General features: G+C 72.8%; 17 protein-coding genes and 1 tRNA gene. 10 read left to right on the top strand and 8 right to left on the bottom strand.

Annotated features, from left to right (window positions below; translation table 11 throughout):
• Positions 1-71: 71 nt before the first annotated feature.
• Both ABZ919_RS33780 and ABZ919_RS33775 read right to left on the bottom strand, forming a co-directional pair.
• The gene (locus ABZ919_RS33780; protein WP_361255476.1) at positions 72-3,932 is read right to left on the bottom strand and encodes a Pls/PosA family non-ribosomal peptide synthetase; all 3,861 of its coding nucleotides are present in this window, start codon (positions 3,930-3,932) and stop codon (positions 72-74) included.
• 260 nt (positions 3,933-4,192) lie between these two features.
• Positions 4,193-4,280: transfer RNA gene (locus tag ABZ919_RS33775), tRNA-Leu, on the bottom strand.
• 216 nt (positions 4,281-4,496) lie between these two features.
• On the opposite strand from ABZ919_RS33775, the gene ABZ919_RS33770 reads away from it, so the two are divergent.
• From ABZ919_RS33770 to ABZ919_RS33760, 3 genes are all read left to right on the top strand, one after another.
• A complete protein-coding gene (locus tag ABZ919_RS33770; protein WP_361255473.1) occupies positions 4,497-5,822 on the top strand; it encodes a M20/M25/M40 family metallo-hydrolase in 1,326 nt (441 codons plus the stop codon).
• Between the two features lie 146 nt (positions 5,823-5,968).
• Positions 5,969-6,202 (top strand): chaplin ChpH, encoded by a 234-nt coding sequence (gene chpH, locus ABZ919_RS33765; protein WP_361255470.1) that lies wholly within the window; start codon positions 5,969-5,971, stop codon positions 6,200-6,202.
• Between the two features lie 139 nt (positions 6,203-6,341).
• The gene (locus ABZ919_RS33760; protein WP_361255467.1) at positions 6,342-7,196 is read left to right on the top strand and encodes a chaplin; all 855 of its coding nucleotides are present in this window, start codon (positions 6,342-6,344) and stop codon (positions 7,194-7,196) included.
• A gap of 112 nt (positions 7,197-7,308) precedes the next feature.
• On the opposite strand, the gene ABZ919_RS33755 is transcribed toward ABZ919_RS33760, so the two are convergent.
• On the bottom strand, positions 7,309-7,497 hold the full coding sequence (locus tag ABZ919_RS33755; RefSeq protein ID WP_043407302.1) for a DUF5703 family protein: 189 nt from the start codon (positions 7,495-7,497) through the stop codon (positions 7,309-7,311).
• A 47-nt stretch (positions 7,498-7,544) separates the two neighbouring features.
• On the opposite strand from ABZ919_RS33755, the gene ABZ919_RS33750 reads away from it, so the two are divergent.
• On the top strand, positions 7,545-8,228 hold the full coding sequence (locus ABZ919_RS33750; RefSeq protein WP_361255464.1) for a hypothetical protein: 684 nt from the start codon (positions 7,545-7,547) through the stop codon (positions 8,226-8,228).
• A gap of 95 nt (positions 8,229-8,323) precedes the next feature.
• On the opposite strand, the gene ABZ919_RS33745 is transcribed toward ABZ919_RS33750, so the two are convergent.
• Together ABZ919_RS33745 and ABZ919_RS33740 are read right to left on the bottom strand one after the other, a co-directional pair.
• Entirely contained in the window at positions 8,324-10,648 is a 2,325-nt protein-coding gene (locus ABZ919_RS33745; RefSeq protein WP_361255461.1) for a helix-hairpin-helix domain-containing protein, read from the bottom strand.
• Complete coding sequence (locus tag ABZ919_RS33740; RefSeq protein WP_361255458.1) at positions 10,645-11,628, bottom strand: aldo/keto reductase; 984 nt, start codon at positions 11,626-11,628, stop codon at positions 10,645-10,647. The genes ABZ919_RS33745 and ABZ919_RS33740 overlap by 4 nt, the downstream gene beginning before the upstream one ends.
• A gap of 175 nt (positions 11,629-11,803) precedes the next feature.
• Between ABZ919_RS33740 and ABZ919_RS33735 the strand changes: the two genes are divergently transcribed.
• Positions 11,804-12,859 carry an LLM class F420-dependent oxidoreductase gene (locus tag ABZ919_RS33735; protein ID WP_361255455.1) on the top strand — a complete coding sequence of 352 codons (1,056 nt, stop codon included), beginning with the start codon at positions 11,804-11,806 and terminating at the stop codon, positions 12,857-12,859.
• Between the two features lie 225 nt (positions 12,860-13,084).
• Positions 13,085-13,873: a ferritin-like domain-containing protein gene (locus ABZ919_RS33730; RefSeq protein ID WP_361255452.1), complete on the top strand. Its 789-nt coding sequence runs from the start codon at positions 13,085-13,087 to the stop codon at positions 13,871-13,873.
• Positions 13,874-13,886: 13 nt separating this feature from the next.
• On the opposite strand, the gene corA is transcribed toward ABZ919_RS33730, so the two are convergent.
• Positions 13,887-14,882: a magnesium/cobalt transporter CorA gene (gene corA, locus ABZ919_RS33725; RefSeq protein ID WP_361255449.1), complete on the bottom strand. Its 996-nt coding sequence runs from the start codon at positions 14,880-14,882 to the stop codon at positions 13,887-13,889.
• A 62-nt stretch (positions 14,883-14,944) separates the two neighbouring features.
• Here corA and ABZ919_RS33720 point away from each other — a divergent pair, with 62 nt between their 5' ends.
• From ABZ919_RS33720 to mshC, 4 genes are all read left to right on the top strand, one after another.
• Positions 14,945-15,631: a histidine phosphatase family protein gene (locus ABZ919_RS33720; RefSeq protein ID WP_361255447.1), complete on the top strand. Its 687-nt coding sequence runs from the start codon at positions 14,945-14,947 to the stop codon at positions 15,629-15,631.
• A 98-nt stretch (positions 15,632-15,729) separates the two neighbouring features.
• Positions 15,730-16,320 (top strand): DUF3090 domain-containing protein, encoded by a 591-nt coding sequence (locus tag ABZ919_RS33715; RefSeq protein WP_361255445.1) that lies wholly within the window; start codon positions 15,730-15,732, stop codon positions 16,318-16,320.
• On the top strand, positions 16,284-17,123 hold the full coding sequence (locus tag ABZ919_RS33710; protein ID WP_361255442.1) for an SCO1664 family protein: 840 nt from the start codon (positions 16,284-16,286) through the stop codon (positions 17,121-17,123). The genes ABZ919_RS33715 and ABZ919_RS33710 overlap by 37 nt, the downstream gene beginning before the upstream one ends.
• 102 nt (positions 17,124-17,225) lie before the next feature.
• The gene (mshC, locus tag ABZ919_RS33705) at positions 17,226-18,455 is read left to right on the top strand and encodes a cysteine--1-D-myo-inosityl 2-amino-2-deoxy-alpha-D-glucopyranoside ligase (RefSeq protein ID WP_361255439.1); all 1,230 of its coding nucleotides are present in this window, start codon (positions 17,226-17,228) and stop codon (positions 18,453-18,455) included.
• A gap of 143 nt (positions 18,456-18,598) precedes the next feature.
• On the opposite strand, the gene ABZ919_RS33700 is transcribed toward mshC, so the two are convergent.
• Together ABZ919_RS33700 and ABZ919_RS33695 are read right to left on the bottom strand one after the other, a co-directional pair.
• The gene (locus tag ABZ919_RS33700) at positions 18,599-19,516 is read right to left on the bottom strand and encodes a PAC2 family protein (RefSeq protein ID WP_361255437.1); all 918 of its coding nucleotides are present in this window, start codon (positions 19,514-19,516) and stop codon (positions 18,599-18,601) included.
• A gap of 173 nt (positions 19,517-19,689) precedes the next feature.
• Positions 19,690-20,361 (bottom strand): FadR/GntR family transcriptional regulator, encoded by a 672-nt coding sequence (locus tag ABZ919_RS33695; RefSeq protein WP_361255434.1) that lies wholly within the window; start codon positions 20,359-20,361, stop codon positions 19,690-19,692.
• Positions 20,362-20,537 lie beyond the last annotated feature (176 nt).

Raw genomic sequence — 20,537 nt, 5'->3', positions numbered from 1 at the left:
TGTGTCTGCTCCCTGCGCTGTGCCACCACATGGTGCCGGTGCCCCGTCCACCGGCTCCGAGGGGCCTGCGCTCACGGACGCCACGCCTCGATCGGATTGCCGAGCCAGCGGGTGTCGTCCGGGACGGACTCCGCGGCCATGACGAGCGACGCGGGCCCCAGGGTCGTACGGGCCCCGACCGTGCTGCCGGGCAGCACGATCCCGCCAGGGCCCAGCGTGGCGCCCTCACGGAGGACCACAGTATCCGTCCGCAAGATCCGGTCGTGGAAGAGGTGCGTCTGCAGCACGCAGCCGCGGTTGACGGTAGCCGCGTCCTCAAGGGTCACCAGGTCCGCCTCCGGCAGCCAGTAGCTCTCCACCCACACGCCCCTGCCGATGCGCGCGCCCAGCCCGCGCAGCCACGCCGTCATCACCGGCGTGCCCGGCACGGCTCCCGCCAGCCACGGCACCGCCAGCACCTCGACGAACGTGTCCGCCAGCTCCCCGCGCCACACGAAGGAACTCCACAGCGGATGCTCCCCGGCCCGGTGCCGCCCCACGAGCAGCCACTTCGCGGCCACCGACACCAGGGCCGCCACGGCGCCCGCGCCGAGCAGCACCACACCGGACAGCGCCCAGGCCCACGCCCCCAGCGCACACAGCGCCGCCACCGTCGCAGCGGCCAGCGCCGCCGAACACAGCACCGGCACGATCCGGCACAGCTCCACCAGACCCCGCGCCCACAGCAGCCACGCGGACGGCTCGTACGTACGGCGCTGGTCCCCGTCGGTGCTGCTGCGCGGCAGCTTCACCGGCGGCAGCCCCAGATACGAGGTGCCTTTCTTCGCCTTCTTCGGCGTCGCCGACAGCACGCCGACCAGACCGCCGTCCGGCACGCTCCGCCCCGGCCCCGTCATGCCGGAGTTCCCGAGGAACGCCCGCCGCCCGATCTCGGCGCGCCCGATCCGCACCCAGCCGCCGCCGAGCTCGTACGGCGCCGTCAGCGTGTCGTCCGCGAGGAACGCGCCGTCGCCCACCGTGGTCAGGCTCGGCAGCGCGAGCACGGTCGACACCTCGGCGCCCCGCCCGATCCGCATGCCCAGCAGCCGCAGCCACACCGGTGTGACCAGCCCCGCGTACAGCGGGAACAGCGTCTCGCGGGCGCGGTCCATCAGCTGTGTCACGGTCCACGCCTGCCAGCCGACCCGGCCGTGCGTCGGATGAGTGCCCTCGCGCAGCCCCAGGCTGAGCAGGCGCACGCCGACCACGATCAGCAGCGCGTAGGCCAGCCCGTAGGCGAGCGTCGCCGGTGCCAGCCCGAGCGCGGCCCCGCGCAGGGCCCCGGCGAGCGAGCTGCCGGGCGCCACGAACGAGCGGGCCACCAGCAGCGCGGGCACGCCCGCGAGCAGCGGCAGCGCACCGAGCGCGACGCCCGCCGCCCCGTACATCACCCTCCAGTACCTGCCCCGCTGCGGTCGCTCCTTGGGCCAGTTGCGCTTGGCCTTGCCGAGCTTGACCGCGGGCGCGCCCGCCCACCGCTGGCCGGTCGGCACCTGCCCGGTGACCGCGGAACCCGGCGCCACCTCGGCCCGCTTGCCGACCCGGGCACCCGGGAACAGCATGCTGCGGGTGCCGACGACGGCGTGTGCGCCCACCTTGACCGGGCCGATCTCCAGCCGGTCGCCGTCCAGCCAGTAGCCGGACAGGTCGACCTCGGACTCGACGGCCGCGCCCCGGCCCAGCTTGAGCATGCCGGTGACCGGCGGCAGCGAGTGCAGGTCCACCTCGGGGCCCACCTTCGCGCCCAGCGCCCGCGCGTACCGCTCCAGCCACGATCCGGTCAGCGCGGTGGCCCCGCTGAACTCGGCCAGCCGCTCGGCCGTCCACAGCCGCAGGTGCACGCTCCCCCCGCGCGGGTACCGCCCGGGCGTGACACCCCGCAACAGCAGCCGCGCCCCGCCCGCCGCGAGCGCGATCCGGCCCGGCGGGGTGAAGAACAGCAGGGCTCCGGCCGCGAACAGCCACCAGGGAGCGGCCGGCAGCCAGGCGTAGCCGGGCAGCAGGTTCCCGACGGCGGCCAGCACCAGCGTCCAGCGCAGTCCGAGCAGCGTGACCAGCGGAAGGATCAGCAGGACCTGCACGGCCTGGGCGCGGACCGGAACCGGCGCGACCGTGCGGGTCCCGCCGTCGTCCTGCGCCGAGGCCTCCAGCCGCCGGGCCAGCTTGCGCAGCGTGGGCTGCTGGTAGATGTCCAGGACGGCCGCGCTCGGGTAGCGGGTGCGCAGCCGGGTGGTGAGCTGGGCCGCGGCCAGGCTGCCGCCGCCGATCGCGAAGAAGTCGTCGCAGGCGCCGGTCACCGGGATGCCCAGGACCTCCGCCCACTGCTCGGCGAGCCAGGCCTCGGTGCCGTACAGGTCGGCCTTCGGGGTCTCCACACCCTCCAGCGGCCAGGGCAGGGCGCCCCGGTCGACCTTCCCGGAGGTACGGGTGGGCAGCTCGGCGACCGGAGCCAGCAGCGGCACCAGCGCGGCGGGCAGCTCGGCGCGCAGCTTCTCCACTGCGGCCGCCTGATCCCAGCCGTCCTGGGTGACCACATATCCGACCAGCAGCTGGTTGCCGCTGCGGGCGGTCCGCACGGCGGCCGCAGCCCCCGCGACGCCCGGCAGCGCCTGCAGCGCGGCATCCACCTCACCGAGCTCGATCCGCCGCCCGCCGAGCTTGATCTGCTCGTCGGCCCGCCCCAGGAAGATCAGCCCCTCGGGCTCCGCCCTGACCAGGTCACCACTGCGATAGGCCCGCTCCCAGCCCAGCGGCTCCAGGGGCGCGTACTTCTCCGCGTCCTTCTCGGCGTCGAGATACCGGGCGAGCCCGACCCCACCGATCACGAGCTGACCGCTGCCGCCCATGGGCACGGGCTCACCGGCGTCGTCGACGACCGCCAGCTCCCACCCGTTCAGCGGCAGCCCGATCCTGACGGGCTCCTCGCCGGTCATCAGCGAGGCACAGGCCACCACCGTCGCCTCGGTCGGCCCGTAGGTGTTCCACACCTCGCGTCCCTCGGTCACCAGCCGTTGCGCCAGTTCGGGCGGACAGGCCTCGCCGCCGAAGATCAGCAGCCGTACGTCGTTGAGCGTCTCCGGCTCCCACAGCGCGGCCAGCGTGGGCACGGTCGAGACGACGGTGATCTCCTGCTCGACCAGCCAGGGCCCGAGGTCGGCGCCGCTGCGGACCTGCGACCGGGGCACGGGCACCAGGCAGGCGCCGTACCGCCAGGCCAGCCACATCTCCTCGCAGGAGGCGTCGAAGGCCACGGAGAGCCCCGCCATGACCCGGTCCCCGGGCCCGATCGGATCCTCCGTCAGGAACAGCGCGGCCTCCGCGTCCACGAAGGCCGCGGCGCTGCGGTGGGTGACGGCGACGCCCTTGGGCCTGCCGGTGGAGCCGGAGGTGAAGATGATCCAGGCGTCGTGCCCGGCGCCGGGCCGCGCGGCGGGGGAGCCGGCGGCGCCGTGGACGGCGACGGTGTGTCCGGCCCCGATGACGGCCCGCACCGCCGCCTCCCCGAACACCAACTCGGCCCGCTCGTCCGGGTCCTCCGCGTCGACGGGGACGTAGGCGGCACCGGCGGCGAGGACCGCGAGGATCGCGACGTAGAGCTCATTGGTCCCCGAGGGAACCCGCACCCCGACCCGGTCCCCGAGCCCGACCCCCGCGTCGGCGAGCCGCTGCCGCAGCCGCTCCACCTCGGCGGCCAGCGCACGGTAGGTGAGAGACGTGGTGCCGTCGTCCAGGGCCGGCTCGTCCGGATGGGACCGCACGGTCGCGTCGAAGACGTCGACGAGCGTGCGCGGTGAGGCGGCCGGCCCCGCCGAGAAACGCGCCCTGTCGCCGAACTGCGTGCGGATCTCTTCGTCGAGCAGGCCGAGAGCGCTGCTCTCGTCTATGGCTGCCATCGGGTCCTCACGTCGGGTCCGGCTGAGTGACAAGCCGGAAATATTAGTACGACGCTAGGCTCCGACTCTTCGCCCAGCCGCCCGGGACGGCCGTCCGGGTGACCGCGGCGACCCGGACCCGGGCCGCTGACCTGCTGGCCTTCGCGGGGAACGAGAGATGCCCCACACACCGTCAGGGAGCGGACACGCAGCGACAGTTCCCCTGCCCGCGGCCTGCTCGCGGCAAAAGCAGAGGGCCCCTGCTGAGCAGGGGCCCTCACTGGTGTCCGAGGGGGGACTTGAACCCCCACGCCCGATAAAGGGCACTAGCACCTCAAGCTAGCGCGTCTGCCATTCCGCCACCCGGACAAGGTGTCTGTCGTGCGGAGAATTCCCTTTGGCGGGGTTTCCCTCGCGGCGACGGAGGAAACATTACCAGGCTTTCGGGGCCGGCTGATCACCCCCCGTCGCGCGCCCGGCCGCGCGTGAACGGCGTGTGACGGGCGAGGACCTGTCTTGGGCCGCGGGCGGGGGCGGGGGGAGGATGAGGAGGACCACCAGCAGCGACAGCGCGGGAGGAAGCACGTGAGCGAGACCGACACGGCCAGGAGCGTCACCGGCGAGGACGAGGTCGTCGACCTCTGCCGCGAGCTGATCCGCTTCGACACCAGCAACTACGGCGACCACTCCGGCCCCGGCGAGCGGCAGGCCGCCGAGTGGACCGCCGAGAAACTCGCCGAGGTCGGCCTCGAGCCGAAGATCTTCGAGTCCCACCCGGGCCGCGCCTCGACGGTGGCCCGCATCGAGGGCGAGGACCCGTCCCGGCCGGCGCTGCTGATCCACGGCCATCTGGACGTCGTACCGGCCAACGCGGACGACTGGACCCACCACCCGTTCTCCGGTGAGGTCACCGACGGATGCGTGTGGGGGCGCGGGGCCGTCGACATGAAGGACATGGACGCCATGACCCTGGCGGTCGTGCGGGACCGGCTCAGGAGCGGGCGGCGGCCCCCGCGGGACATCGTGGTCGCCTTCCTCGCCGACGAGGAGGCGGGTGGCACATACGGCGCCCGCTACCTGGTCGACAACCACCCCGAGCTGTTCGAGGGCGTCACCGAGGCGATCAGCGAGGTCGGCGGTTTCTCGTTCACCGTGAACGAGCAGCGCCGGCTCTACCTGATCCAGACGGCCGAGAAGGGCATGCACTGGATGAAGCTGACCGTGGCCGGCACCGCCGGGCACGGCTCCATGATCCACCGGGACAACGCCATCACCGAACTGTCCGAGGCCGTGGCCCGGGTCGGCCGGCACACGTTCCCGGTGCGGGTCACCAAGACCACCCGGGCCTTCCTGGACGAGCTGGGCGACGCGCTCGGCACCGAGCTGGACCCGGAGGACATGCAGTCCACCCTCGCCAAGCTCGGCGGCATCGCCAAGCTGATCGGCGCGAGCCTCAGCAACACCGCCAACCCGACCCAGCTGAACGCCGGTTACAAGGTCAACGTCATCCCGGGCGAGGCCACCGCCCACATCGACGGACGGTTCCTGCCGGGCTACGAGGAGGAGTTCCTCAGCGACCTCGACCGGCTGCTCGGACCGCACGTGCGCCGCGAGGACGTGCACACCGACAAGGCCGTCGAGACCGGCTTCGACGGGGCGCTGGTGGAGGCCATGCAGTCCGCGCTGCTCGCCGAGGACCCCGCCGCCAAGGCGATCCCCTACATGCTCTCCGCGGGCACCGACGCCAAGTCCTTCGACGACCTCGGCATCCGCGGCTTCGGCTTCGTCCCGCTGAAGCTGCCGCCGGAGCTGGACTTCGCCGGCATGTTCCACGGCGTGGACGAGCGGGTCCCGGTGGACGGGCTGCGCTTCGGCGTGCGGGTGCTCGACCGGTTCATCGACGCGTCGTGAGGTTCTGGACCGAGGTATTCGGCCGAGCGTACGAGATCGACTGAAACGGGTGAATGCGACGATCGGTTCGTAGCTTCATTAGTTCCTCCTCGTTACAGGTGATGTGACTCCGCACCTTGGGGTCGCTTTGCCAACAAGGAGGAATAATGATCAAGAAGGTCGTCGCTGCTGCGGCTGCCACCGGTGGGCTGGTCCTCGCGGGCGCGGGCCTCGCCGTCGCCGACTCCGGTGCCCAGGGTGCCGCCGTGCACTCGCCGGGTGTCGTCTCCGGCAACGTCGTCCAGGTTCCCGTGCACGTCCCGGTGAACGTCTGCGGCAACACGGTCAACGTGATCGGGCTCCTGAACCCCACCTTCGGCAACACCTGCATCAACAAGTGACGCCGACTCCCTGAAGGGGCCTCGGTCCCGAGGGGGCGTCTTCTGCGAGCCGTCGGCCTCGGAGCGCGAGCCATGCGCTCCGAGGCCGACCGGTCTTTTCCCACGGAATTCGAAGACTTTGAGGCAGGGGGAACCCAGCATGCGACAGGCCACCCGCAAGGGCCTGATGACCATGGCAGCCGCGACCGGCGTGATCGCCGCCGCGAGCGGCTACGCCCACGCCGACGCGGGCGCGTCCGGCGCCGCCGCCGGCTCACCCGGCGTACTGTCCGGCAACACCGTACAGGCACCGGTGCACATCCCGGTGAACGTGTGCGGCAACACCGTGAACGTCGTCGGACTGCTCAACCCGGCGGTGGGCAACAGCTGCGCCAACCACGGCGGGGCTTCGGGGGGCCACGGCGGCTCCGGCGGATCACACGCGAGCGGCCGCACCAGCGGCTCGCCGGGCGTCGGATCCGGCAACACCGTGCAGGCGCCGATCGACGTCCCGGTGAACGTCTGCGGAAACAGCGTGAACGTCATCGGTGTCGGCAACGCCACCAAGGGCAACGACTGCGGCAACGGAGGCGGTGGCCACCACGGCAGGCCGCCGGGCGGCGGTCACGGCAACCCGCCCGGACAGCCCGGACAGCCCGGACAGCCCGGCCATCCGGGACACCCGGGCCACCCCGGTCACCCCGGTCACCCCGGTCACCCGGGGCACCCGGGGCACCCGGGGCACCCGGGGCACCCCGGCACCCCGCACCAGCCTGGCGGGCCGAACCACCCGGGAAGCCCGACGACCCCGCCCGGCCAGAGCGGTCACACGCCGCAGGGGCCTCACGGGTCCGCCCAGGTCAACCAGCCGGGCGGCCACTCCGCCCCGTCCATGACCGGCGCCCAGCTCGCGCACACCGGCAGCGAGCTGCCGCTGGGCCTCGTGCTGCCCGTCGGCGGGGGCGCGCTGCTCGCGGGCGCCGTCCTCTACCGCAAGGCACGGGCCATGGCCTAGCCGACGAAACCGGGCACCGGGACAGCCGTACGGCGCGGTGAGCCGTGCGGCGCCGGAGAACGGAGCGGGCCCTGCCATGCCGGCGGGGCCCGCTCCGTTCAGGTGTTGCGCCTCACCACGTGGCACGCACCTGGCGGATGATCCGCCGGCGCAACCGCACCTTGCGGCTGCCGTCCCGCAGCAGGCTCAGTCGGTCCAACTCCCAGTGTCCGTACTCGGCATGGTCCGTCAGCAGACGTGTCGCCTCCTTGCGGGACACCCCGCGAGGCACATACACGTCGACAAATTCGTATTCCGGCATCGCATCTATTGTGCGGGCTGGGGCCCGGTACGGATAGCGTCTGCACTATGTCTGATGCTGCGCAGCCCACCGCTGCCGAGGTACGCGCCGCCGCCGAGGCAATCAAGACCGCGCTCGACCGCCACCTGGCGGCGGTCGAACGCAGGTCGGGGGATGACGACCCGGCCGTCCTGGAGGCGTTCAACCAGCTGGCCGCGGCCGCCGAGGTGTACGACGAGCTGCTGTACGACCGCTACGACGAGGTCACGCCCTTCGAGATCCCGGGTGCGGAGGAACTGCCCCCGTACGCGGGCCCCGAGGAGCCGAACGCGATCAGTGTGCTGATCCGCCGCGACTACGCCGTGGCGGAACCCCAGCGGCTGCTGGCGCAGGCCCAGCGGGTCGAGGCGGCGGAGTACGAGGCGGCGGGCGGCCCGGCCGACGATGCCACCGGTACGGTTCCGGGCGCACTGGGCATCCTGTTCGGCGAGTTCGAACCGGACGAGATCGCCTCCCGGCACAAGGAGTTCGGCCTGGAGGAGGGGGACTCCACGCTCTGGGTCACCGCGGCGGACGAGCCCTCGGAGGCCGGGGAGTGGCTGGAGGCTCCGTTCGAGCACGTCGACACGCAGGCGGTGGTGTGCCGCTTCGACGTCAGCGCCGTGTTCGACGAGGAGGAAGACACCGAGGAGGCCGACGATCTCGACTTCGTCGAGGACGAGGATCTGGAGCCGCTGGACACCGAGAAGTAAGGGGGCCGGCGGTGCCGTGGCGGCCTGGGGCCGGTACGGCACCGCCGGACTTCGCCGACGTGCGCGACTGAGCGCCGTCGCGGTGGGAGAACCCGTCAGCCGGCGGCCGGCACCTGGGTCCGCAGCAGCGTCTGCAAGCGGGTCGTGCGGGGCTTGGCCGGGATCTCCGTCACCGCCTTCGGCAAGGCCTGCTCCACGCCGTGGACCACGGACAGATGCCGCTCCGCCCGGCCGAACGCCGTGTACACCCAGGGTCTGCTGAGCGCCTGCGCGGTATCGCCGGGCAGTACCACCACCGCCGCCGGCCAGCGGGTCCCCACGGCCTGGTGCGCGGTGAGCGCCCAGCCGTGCCGTACGGTGCCCTCCACTCGCTCGCGCGGTACGACCACCGGGGCGCCCGCGCACGACAGGTGCAGCCCGTCCGTGCCGGCCTTCACCACCACGCCCGTCACCGTGCGGCCCGCAGCGGGGGAGTAGGCGATCCGGTCGCCCGGGTCGAAGCCGCCGAAGCGGCCGGGGCCGGGGTTGAGGCGCTCCTTCAGCGCGGCGTTGAGCGCGCGGGTGCCCGCGGCGCCGCCGTGCCCCGGAGTGATCACCACGGTCTGGTCGGCCGGGACACCGATGGCCCGGGGCACCGAGTCCGCGACCAGCTGGACGGTCCGGTGCACGGCCTCGCCAGCGTCCCGCACCGGGACGATGACGATCTCCTTGCCCGGAGCGGCGACCTGGTTGAGCTCGCCGATACCGATACCGGAGACCAGCTCGCCGATCGGGCCGGGGTCGGGGACGCGGGAGGTGACCTGCGGGCAGACACGGGAGGCGAGCAGGTCGGCGAGGACGCGCCCCGGACCGGCCGACCACAGCACCGCCGGGTCGCCGCTGAGCACCAGCCGGGCCCCGTCGGGCAGCGACTCCACCAGCATCGCGGCGCTCTCCACGTCGAGCTGCGGCGCGTCCAGCACGATCAGCAGATCGAGCTCCAGCAAGCCGTCCGCGTCCCGGCCCGGGCCCTCGGCGCCGGACAGCAGACCGGCGACCGTGCCCACGCTGTGCTCCGCCGGGTCCGCACCCGGCAGCGCGGCGAAGCGGTGGCGTCCGTCGGGCGTGTGGCAGACGGCGAACGCCCGCAGGCCCGCTGCCCGCGCCGCGCCCAGCAGCGCGGCCGGCTCGGCGCGCGCCGCCTCCCCGCCGGTGTGCAGCACCAGGCCGTGCCCGGCGACCGCGCGGGCCAGCTCGGCCGGCTCGCCGGAGACGGCCCCGGCGGCCGCCTGCCAGAGCTGCTCGCTCTCCTTGGACAGCGAGTTGACCAGCCGGGCCAGGCCGTCGGCCAGGCTCTCCTCGGCCAGGGCGTACCGCTCCAGGCCGACGAGGACCCGAACCGGCCGCTCCTCCTCTTCCTCGCCGTCCTCCCCGTCCCCGCCGGATGCGGCCTCCCGCGGCGCGGCGGCTCCCGGTTCCTCCAGGGCGTCCTGGAACGCCAGGGCCTCGCCCTCCGCGAGCGTGCTCTGCACCGCAGCGTCCGGGTCCGGCACGCCCTGCCGGGCCAGCGCCGAGATGAGCGCGGGCAACTCCAGTGCCGTGTGCCCGGCGAGGGCCGCCTGCTCCAGCAGCCACACGGTGAGCGCGCGGCCCCGCCGCTCGTCACCGGGGCCGCCGGCGGCGCCGAGCAGCGACCGGGCGAAGCCGTCGGCCTGGTCGGGCCGTACACCGCCGATCCGCAGCAGCTGCCAGGGGTCCTCGCTCAGCACCGCGTCGGCGCCCTCGCCGAGCGCCGAGGCGACCTGCGCGGCCAGGGCCTCGGGAGCGCCGCCCTCGGCCAGCACCCGGCGGACGCCCGCCACCGTCTCCGGTGCCGGGGCGGCTGGTCCGGCGGTGTCCGGCGCGGCGGGCTGCGGCCGCCGTACGGGCTCCGGGGCCGGACGGCGCGGTGCGGGCGCAGGCTCGGCGAACACCGTGGCCACCGGCTTCTCCCCGCTCTCCACCGCCCGCACCGCGGCGAGCAGGTCGGCCGCCTTGCCGCTCAGCTTGGCGCCGCTCTCGATCGGGCCCTGCCTCTCGGCCTTGCGCCGCTCGATGCGCTCCCGCTCGATCCGCTGCGCGGCCAGCTCGGCCTCCGCCTCGGACGCCTGGGCCGCGGCGCCGTCGCCGGCCGCGGCTTCACCGGGGCCCACGCCCTCGCCACCGCCGCCCGCGCTGACCTCGCCCGCGGAGGCACCCGCGCTGTCGCCCTCGTCCTCGGTGCCGTTCGCAGCGGTGCCCTTCGCGTCGGTGCCGTTCGCCTCGGTGCCGTTCGCCTCGGTGCCGTTCGCGTCGAGGCGGTCCCCACGGCTCTCGTCGGGCGCGGTCTCGCCGCCCGGCGCCCCGGATGTTTCCGGTGTCCCCGGCCCGGCTTCCTCCGTGGTCTCCGGCTCCGTGCTCACAGCGTGCTCCAGTCGTGATCGGGATAGCGGTGCACGGGCGCCGACACATCGTCCAGCGCCCGGCAGATCTCGTCAGGAAGACTAAGGGCCTCCACTGACAATGCCGCCGTGAGCTGCTGCGCGTTGCGCGCGCCGACGATCGGCGCGGCCACGCCGGGCCGGTCCCGGACCCAGGCGAGGGCCACCTGCAGCGGGGTGACGGCGAGTCCGTCGGCGGCCGTCGTCACCGCGTCCACGATGCGCGTCGCCGTGTCGTCCAGGTACGGCTCCACGAACGGCGCCAGGTGCTCGGAGGCGCCGCGCGAGTCCGGGGGAGTGGTGTGCCGGTACTTGCCGGTGAGCACGCCCCGGCCGAGCGGGGAGGAGGGCAGCAGGCCGACACCGAGGTCCAGCGCGGCGGGCAGCACCTCGCGCTCCACTCCCCGCTGCAGCAGTGAGTACTCCATCTGCGTGCTGGCCAGCCGGGTTCTCGTGCCGGGCGCGGCGAGCTGCCAGGTGGCCGCCTTGGCGAGCTGCCAGCCGCAGAAGTTGGACACGCCGGCGTACCGGGCGCGGCCGCTGCCGACCGCTATGTCGAGGGACTGGAGCGTCTCGTCCAGCGGGGTGTCGGGGTCGTAGGCGTGGACGTGCCACACGTCGACGTGGTCGGTTCCCAGCCGGGCCAGGGACGCGTCGAGCGCGGCGAGCAGATGGCCGCGGGAGCCGTCGAAGCGGCGGTCGGGGTCGGGGACGCTGCCGGCCTTGGTGGAGATCACCAGGTCCCGGCGCGGGACCAGGCCGTCCATCAGCCTCCCGAGCAGGTACTCCGCCTCTCCGTCGCCGTACACGTCCGCGGTGTCGACGAGGGTGCCGCCGGCCTCCCAGAACGCCTTCAGCATGTCCGCGGCGTCGTGCTCGTCGGTGTCCCGGCCCCAGGTGAGGGTGCCGAGTCCGATCCGGGACACGCGCAGGCCGGTACGGCCGAGATGCCTCTGCTCCATGCGGGCGAGATTACTGGCCAGAACCCGTGCGGTGGGTTGCCTGTGGACAACTCGGAAACCGCCTGGCGCACCGCGTGATCACCGTCCCTGTCCAGGCCAGGTCCTGCCCCCGGCCCCGCCCCCGCGCTAAGGTCGCCCCGACAAGGACGTTACTCATGGGTAAGGGGAATCGGCCATGCAGCTCGGGATCAACCTCGGCTACTGGGGTGCCGGAATGGACGGGGACAATCTGGCCGTGGCCCAGGAGGCGGACCGGCTGGGCTACTCGGTGTGCTGGGCCGCCGAGGCCTACGGCTCCGACGCGCCGACGGTCCTGTCGTGGGTCGCCGCGCAGACCGAGCGGATCGACGTCGGCTCGGCCATCTTCCAGATCCCGGCGCGCCAGCCCGCGATGACCGCGATGACGGCCGCGACGCTCGACTCGCTCTCCGGCGGACGCTTCCGGCTCGGCCTCGGCGTGTCCGGGCCGCAGGTCTCCGAGGGCTGGTACGGCGTCAAGTTCGACAAGCCTCTCGCCCGCACCCGCGAGTACGTGGAGATCGTGCGCAAGGCGATGACCCGGGAGCGGCTGACGTACGAGGGCGAGCACTGGACGCTGCCGCTGCCCGGCGGCCCCGGCAAGCCGATCAAGCTGACCGTGCACCCCCAGCGCGAGCACATCCCGCTCTACATCGCCGCGATCGGCCCGAAGAACCTGGAGCAGACCGGCGAGATCGCCGACGGCGCGCTGCTGATCTTCCCCTCCGCCGAGCACCTGGAGGAGACCACGATCACCCACCTGCGGGCGGGCCGGGAGAAGGCGGGCAGGACCCTCGACGGGTTCGACGTGTGCCCGACCCTGCCGCTGTCCGTCGGCGACGACAAGGACGTGGCCCGCCTCGCCGACACCTTCCGCCCCTACACCGCCCTCTACGTCGGCGGCATGGGCAGCGCCAGGCAGAACTTCTACAACCGGCTCGCGCAGCGCATGGGATACGAGAAGGAGGCCGCCGAGATCCAGCAGAAGTACCTGTCCGGCGACAAGCAGGGTGCGGCGGCCGCGATCCCGCAGGACCTCATCGACAAGACGACCCTGCTGGGCTCCGTCGACCGCATCGCCGACCGGATGAAGGCCTACGCCGCGGCCGGTGTCACCACGCTCAGCCTGGCGCCGGCCGGGTTCACGCTGGAGGAGCGGATCGCCTCCCTGCGGGCCGGCACCGAGGCCCTGGAGCGCGCCGGTCTGGCCTAGAGGATTCAGCGGCCGTGGTGGGGGCTCGGGGGTCTTCCCCGCCACGGCCGTCACCGGAGACAACGCTCCCGGCGCCAGGCGGTTACGAACCCGGTGTTCCTTCTTTCGGCCGAGCCGGCAGACACCCGTGTTGCGACCCCTCTCTGCCCGCATTTGACTCGTTCTTTGCGGAGCCGTACGGAAATGCTGCGGAATGCTCCGCAGTCTTGCGGAGAGGTGGCGTCCATGCTGTCGGCCAGGAGTCTGTTCCGGGAGATCCTCGACAACGACGAGTCGTTCCGGCTCTTCTGCTCCATCGCCGCCGGCGGGGAGTCCCAGGGCGGCTGGGAGAACGGACGGATCGCCGCCCTCGTGCCGCCGAGCGAACGCGCGCTGGCCCCGAAGATCGCCCGCCACGGCGCCGACGAGGACAAGCACGGGCGCCTGTTCAACGCCCTGCTGAGGAAGCGCGGGCTCATTCCGGTCGCCGTACCGCCCGCGACCGACTACACGATGCTCCTGGAGCGGCACGGCATCGGTCTCGCCCACGAACGACTCAAGCGGGACGAGCCGCTCACCGAGCGGGACATCATCGTCTACCTCTGCCACAGCCGCGTCACCGAACAGCGCGCCGCCGAACAGATGGAGCTGCTGCTCAGGCACTTCGCCGACCACCCCCACGTCGGCAGGGCCGTCCGCATGATCTGCGACGACGAGGTCAACCACCTCGCCTACACCCACGAGGAGCTGCTGCGCTTCGCCGCCGCCGGGCACGGCCGGCTGATCCAGCGCACCCTGCGCGAGTGCGCCCTCGCCGAGATCCGCGTCTACCGTGACGTCAGCCTCGCCGTGATGGCCCACATGGGCCGCATCCTCGGCTGGCCCCGGAGCAGGTACGCGCTGCTCGCCGCGGGCATCCACGCGGTGTACGCCTACGAGCGCCTGGCGGGCTGGCGCCGCATGGCCACCCTCCGCATCCCCGAGCGCCGCGACCCCCTCGGCGGCCCCGCCGCCCCCGCCCACGAGTTCGCCTGAACCGTCGCAGGCGTCACAGCCAGCCGCGCCGCTTGAACAGGCGGTGCAGCAGCACTTCCAGGACGACCATCAACAAGATCACCGCCGGATACGACCACAGCCAGTGCAGCTCCGGCATGTGGTCGAAGTTCATGCCGTAGATCCCCGCGATCATCGTGGGGACCGCGGCCATCGCCGCCCACGCGGAGATCTTCCGCATGTCGTCGTTCTGCCGCACGCTCATCTGCGCCAGGTGCGCCGACAGGACGTCCGACACCAGCCGGTCCAGGCCCTCCACGGACTCGTTCACCCGCGTCAGGTGGTCGCCCACGTCCCGGAAGAACGGGCGCGCCTTGTCGTGCACGAACGGCACCCCGCCGCCCGGCGCGCCGGTGCCCGCGAGCCGGGACAGCGGCAGCGTCAGCGGCCCGGTGGCCCGCCGGAACTCCAGGATCTGCCGTTTGAAGCCGTAGATCCGGGAGGCGGTGCCGCGCGAGCCGCCGCTCTCCGGCTGGAACACCTCCGCCTCCAGCTCGTCCAGATCGGTCTGCAGCTCGGTCGCCACTTCCAGATAGTGGTCCACGACGGCGTCCGAGATCGCGTACAGCACGGCCGTCGGGCCCTTGTCGAGCATCTCCGGCTCCTCCTCCAGCCGGCGCCGTACGGCGGCCAGCGGCGAGCCCTCGCCGTGGCGGACGGTGACCACGAAGCCGTCGCCGACGAAGACCATCACCTCGCCGGTGGAGACCGTGTCGCTCTCCGGTTCGTACACGACCGGTTTCAGCACCATGAACAGCGAGTCGTCGTACACCTCCAGCTTGGGCCGCTGGTGCGCGTTCAGGGCGTCCTCCACCGCCAGCGGATGGAGCCCGAACTCCTGGGTGACCAGGTCGAACTCCCGCTCGGACGGCTCGTACAGCCCGATCCACACGAACCCGCCTTCGGCCCGTGCCTCGGCGAGCGCGTCTGACAGGTCCTCGGGGCCCTCGGTGCGGTGCCCGTGCCGATAAATGGCGCAGTCGACGATCACGGAGCGCATTCTCCCTTCGCCCGGTATCCGGGGCATGTGCTGATACGCCTACCCTGGGCCGCATGCCCACGCTGATCCTCGTCAGGCACGGACGCTCCACCGCCAACACATCCGGACTCCTCGCCGGGTGGACGCCAGGCGTCGCCCTGGACGAGCGCGGCGCCGCCCAGGCCGCCGCGCTGCCCGGCAGGCTCGCCGCGCTGCCGATCTCCGAGGTGGTCACCAGCCCCCTCGAGCGCTGCCAGGAGACCCTACGCCCGCTGCTCGAGGCCCGCCCGGGCCTCACCGCCCACACCGACGAGCGGATCGGGGAGTGCCACTACGGCGACTGGTCCGGCCGGAAGCTCGCCGAGCTCAAGGACGAACCGCTGATGGACGTCGTCCAGGCCCACCCGTCGGCCGCCGCCTTCCCCGGCGGCGAGTCCATGCGCGCCATGCAGACCCGCGCGGCCGAGGCCGTGCGCGAGTGGAACGCGCGCGTGGAGCGCGACCACGGTGCCGACGCCGTCTACCTCATGTGCTCCCACGGGGACATCATCAAGTCCCTGGTCGCCGACGCCCTCGGCCTCCACCTCGACCTCTTCCAGCGGATCTCCGTCGAGCCGTGTTCCGTCACCGCGATCCGCTACACACGCCTCAGGCCGTTCCTGGTCCGCCTCGGGGACACCGGGGACTTCGCTTCGCTCGCCCCGCGCGAGGAACCCAGTGAGGGCGACGCACCGGTCGGAGGTGGTGCGGGCGCACCGTGATCGTCGGCCGCAGTAGGGTGAAGCGATCCGCACAGTCGCGTGTCCGCTATGGCCCGCACCGCTGAAACTCTCGAACTCACTCTCACTGGAGACAGGACGTGTCCCGTCAGGTGTTCCTCTACGACCCGCCGGACCGCTTCGTGGCCGGCACGGTCGGACTGCCCGGACGCCGTACGTTCTTCCTCCAGGCCACCGCAGGCTCTCGGGTGACCAGCGTGGCTCTGGAGAAGACCCAGGTGGCCGCGCTCGCCGAGCGCATGGACGAACTGCTCGACGAGGTCGTACGGCGCAGTGGTGGCAGCGCCGCGGTCCCCGCCATGGCCCCCACCGAGAACGCCGACAACGCCCCGCTCGAGACCCCCATCGAGGAGGAGTTCCGCGTCGGCACCATGGCACTGGCCTGGGACGGCGAGGAACAGCGCATGATCGTGGAGGCGCAGGCCCTCGTCGAGCTGGACGCCGACACCGAGGAGGACCTCGCAGAGGCCGAGGAGCGACTGCTCCAGGACGAGGAGAACGGGCCCCCGATGCTGCGGGTCCGGCTGACCGGCGCGCAGGCCCGGGCCTTCGCCAAGCGCGCCCTCGACATCGTCAACGCCGGGCGGCCGCCGTGTCCGCTGTGCAGCCTCCCGCTCGATCCGGAAGGACACGTATGTCCGCGCCAGAACGGATACCGCCGCGGAGCGTGACGTCCGAGGACGTGGCGGCCGACGCCGAGGCCGCCGAACTGCTCGCGCGGGGTGAGCTGACCGTGCGCGGCCGGATCCGCGAGGCGTCCAACGCCGCACTGTTCTGCACCATCGCCCTCGACGGCCGGCAGGCCTCCTGCATCTACAAGCCGGTGGCCGGGGAGCGCCGGCTGTGGGACTTCCCCGACGGCACCCTGGCCGGCCGCGAGGTGGCCGCCTACCAGGTCTCCGAGGCCACCGGGTGGGGGCTGGTCCCGCCGACCGTGCTGCGCGACGGGCCGTACGGCGAGGGGATGTGCCAGCTGTGGATCGACGCCCAGGCCGAGGCGGAGCTGCTCGCCCTCGTCGACGCGGAGGAGCCGGAGCCGGGCTGGAAGGCGATCGGCCTCGCGGAGGTCGGCGAGGGCCGCACCGCGCTCCTCGTGCACGCCGACGACGAGCGGCTGCGCCGGCTCGCCGTCCTCGACGCGGTGATCAACAACGCCGACCGGAAGGGCGGCCATCTGCTGCCCACCGTCGACGGCCGGCTCTACGGCATCGACCACGGCGTCACCTTCAACGTCGACGACAAGCTGCGCACGCTGCTGTGGGGCTGGGCGGGCGAGCCGCTGACCGCCGAGGCCGTCGACGTCCTCGAGGGACTGCGCGCAACACTGGACGGGTCACTGGGCGCGCGGCTGGCCGGACTGATCACCCCGGCCGAGACCGACGCCACACGTGCGCGCGTCGACGCGCTGCTCACCACGGGGGTGCACCCGGAACCGAGCGGCGAGTGGCCGGCGATCCCCTGGCCACCGGTGTGAGCACGATCAGCACACCGGCCGCCGATGCGCAAGACCGCGTAACCGGCCATCCGACGCCATCCCGTTCGTATACGCAGCTGGTGGCCGGTTAGGCTCATGTACATGCATGCCTGGCCCGCTTCCGAGGTCCCCGCCCTGCCTGGTCAGGGCCGCGACCTGAGGATCCACGACACCGCGACCGGCGGCCTCGTCACCCTCGACCCCGGTCCCGTCGCCCGTATCTACGTCTGCGGCATCACCCCGTACGACGCCACCCACATGGGGCACGCGGCGACCTACAACGCGTTCGACCTGGTTCAGCGCGTGTGGCTCGACACCAAGCGGCAGGTCCACTACGTCCAGAACGTCACCGACGTCGACGATCCGCTGCTGGAGCGCGCGGAGCGGGACGGTGTCGACTGGGTCGCCCTCGCCGAGAAGGAGACGGCCCTCTTCCGCGAGGACATGACCGCCCTGCGGATGCTCCCGCCCCAGCACTACATAGGCGCCGTCGAGGCGATACCCGGCATCGTCCCCCTCGTGGAGCGGCTGCGCGAACTCGGCGCCGCCTACGAGCTGGAGGGTGACATCTACTTCTCCGTCGAGTCCGACCCGAACTTCGGCAAGGTCTCGAACCTCGACGCGGCCGCCATGCGGCTGCTGTCCGCCGAGCGCGGCGGCGACCCGGACCGTCCGGGCAAGAAGAACCCGGTCGACCCGATGCTGTGGATGGCGGCCCGGGAGGGCGAGCCCAGCTGGGACGGCGCCTCCCTCGGCCGGGGCCGGCCCGGCTGGCACATCGAGTGCGTCGCGATCGCCCTCGACCACCTCGGCATGGGCTTCGACGTCCAGGGCGGCGGCTCCGACCTCGCCTTCCCGCACCACGAGATGGGCGCCTCGCACGCCCAGGTGCTCACCGGCGAGTTCCCCATGGCCAAGGCCTATGTCCACGCGGGCATGGTCGCCCTGCACGGCGAGAAGATGTCCAAGTCCAAGGGCAACCTCGTCTTCGTCTCCCGGCTGCGCCGCGACGGCGTCGACCCGGCCGCCATCCGGCTCGCCCTGCTGGCCCACCACTACCGCGCCGAGTGGGAGTGGACCGACCAGGTCCTCGAGGACGCCGTGGCCCGCCTCGGCCGCTGGCGCGCGGCCGTCTCCCGGCCCGACGGCCCGTTGGCCGACACCCTGGTCGAGGAAATCCGCGAGGCCCTGTCCAACGACCTCGACGCCCCCACCGCCCTGGCCGCGGTGGACCGCTGGGCGGCTCACCAGGAGGAACACGGCGGCACGGACACGGGCGCACCGGGCGTCGTCACGCGCACGGTGGACGCGCTGTTGGGGGTGGCCCTCTAAGCACGGTGAGGGGGGCGTCCCGCGAGGGTCGCGGGAAACTGCGCGACCGGCCACAACGGCGCAGCGGACGACCGACCCCCTCGCGGCAGTCGCCCGTACGGAAAGGGGCGGTTCCCGGAGAGGAACCGCCCCTTTCCACACTCTCAGTCCTCCGAGTTGTCCTCGTCGTCCTTGCCTCCGCCGCCGGCGGCAGGCGGCCGCGGCTTACCGCCCGGAGGGCCCACGTCCCGGCGCCGCAGATACCGCTCGAACTCGCGGGCGATCGCCTCGCCCGACGCCTCCGGCAGCTCCGCGGTGTCCCGGGCCTCCTCCAGCGTCTGCACGTACTCGGCGACCTCGCTGTCCTCGGCGGCCAGCTGGTCCACGCCGACCTGCCAGGCACGCGCGTCCTCGGGCAGCTCGCCCTGCGGAATGCGCAGGTCCAGCAGGTCCTCCAGCCGGTTCAGCAACGCCAGCGTGGCCTTCGGGTTGGGCGGCTGGGAGACGTAGTGCGGTACGGCCGCCCACAGCGACACCGCGGGGACACCGGCGTGCGCGCACGCCTCCTGCAGGACGCCGACGATGCCCGTCGGGCCCTCGTACTTGGTCTCCTCCAGGTCCATCCGCTGGGCCAGGTCCGCGTCGGACGTCACCCCGCTGACCGGCACCGGGCGCGTGTGCGGGGTGTCACCGAGCAAGGCGCCCAGGATGACGACCAGCTCGACGCCCAGTTCGTGTGCGAAGCCGAGCAGCTCGTTGCAGAACGAGCGCCAGCGCATGGACGGCTCGATGCCGCGCACCAGCACCAGGTCGCGCGGCTTCTCGCCGCCGACGCGGACCACCGACAGCCGGGTCGTCGGCCAGGTGATCTTGCGCACACCGCCGTCCATGAACACCGTGGGCCGGTTCACCTGGAAGTCGTAGTAGTCCTCGGCGTCCAGCGCCGCGAACACCTCGCCCTTCCATTCCCGCTCCAGATGCGCGACCGCCGTGGAGGCGGCGTCGCCGGCATCGTTCCAGCCCTCGAACGCGGCCACCATGACTGGGTCGATCAGCTCGGGAACCCCCTCCAGCTCGATCACCCAGTGCCTCCTTCCGACGTGCCCTCGCCTGACTCACCAACCTTACGGCGTCCGGCGGGGGCGCCCGCAGCCCCCTCGTGTGGGGGAGTGACCGGATCACTGCCCCGTTCGCCACCGAGGAACACCCGAGCGCTGAAGACGGCCCGTGCCTGCCGAGGCGCCCCCCGGCCGCCTCACAGCGTGGACCGCAGCCACTGCTCCACGCTCGCGATGTGCACGGTCGCCCAGGAGCGCGCCGCCTCCGCGTCCCGGTCGCGCAGCGCGGCCAGGATCGCCCGGTGCTCGCGCAAGGTGCGGCCGACCGCGTCCTCCTGGGTGAGGCCCCGCCAGATCCGGGCCCGCGTGGTGGGACCCGACAGTCCGTCCAGCAGGGAGCACAGCACCGAGTTGCCGGCGCCGCGCACGATGCCGCGGTGGAACTCCAGATCGGCGGCGACCAGCTCCTCCACCGAGGGGTCGCCGCCGAGCGCGTCCAACTGCGTGGACAGGGCGTCCAGTTGCTGCTCGCCGATCCGGAACGCCGCCATCGCCGTCGCGGCCGGTTCCAGGATCCGGCGCACCGCAAGGAACTCGAGCACGGTGTCGTCGCGGTGGAAGTCGACGACGAAACTCAGCGCCTCCAGCAGCAGTTGCGGGTCGAGGCTGGTGACATAGGTGCCGTCGCCCTGCCGCACGTCCAGGATCCGGATCAGCGACAGCGCCCGCACGGCCTCCCGCAGCGAATTCCGGGACAGGCCCAGCTCGGCGGCCAGTTCACTCTCCTTGGGCAGCCGGTCCCCGGGCCCCAGCGCACCGGAGACGATCATCCCCTTGATCTTCTCGATCGCCTCGTCGGTGACTGCCATGACCAGCCCTCCCACCGCTCAGACATCGGATGTCTCAGCACATTATGCGGACCTCACCGGGCGGCGTACGGGCGCTCTGCCGATGCGGGCCCGCGCAACGGCCTGCGTGCCGCGTTCTCCGGGCATGCGGGAGGGGCGGCCCCATCGGTGCGGGGCCGCCCCGCCCGCATGCCCCG

It is taken from the genome of Streptomyces sp. NPDC046759 (assembly GCF_040645475.1).
Taxonomy (GTDB): Bacteria; Actinomycetota; Actinomycetes; order Streptomycetales; family Streptomycetaceae; genus Streptomyces.
The sequence above is the reverse complement of the archived record's forward strand: the minus strand, read 5'-3'. Positions and strand labels throughout refer to the sequence as shown.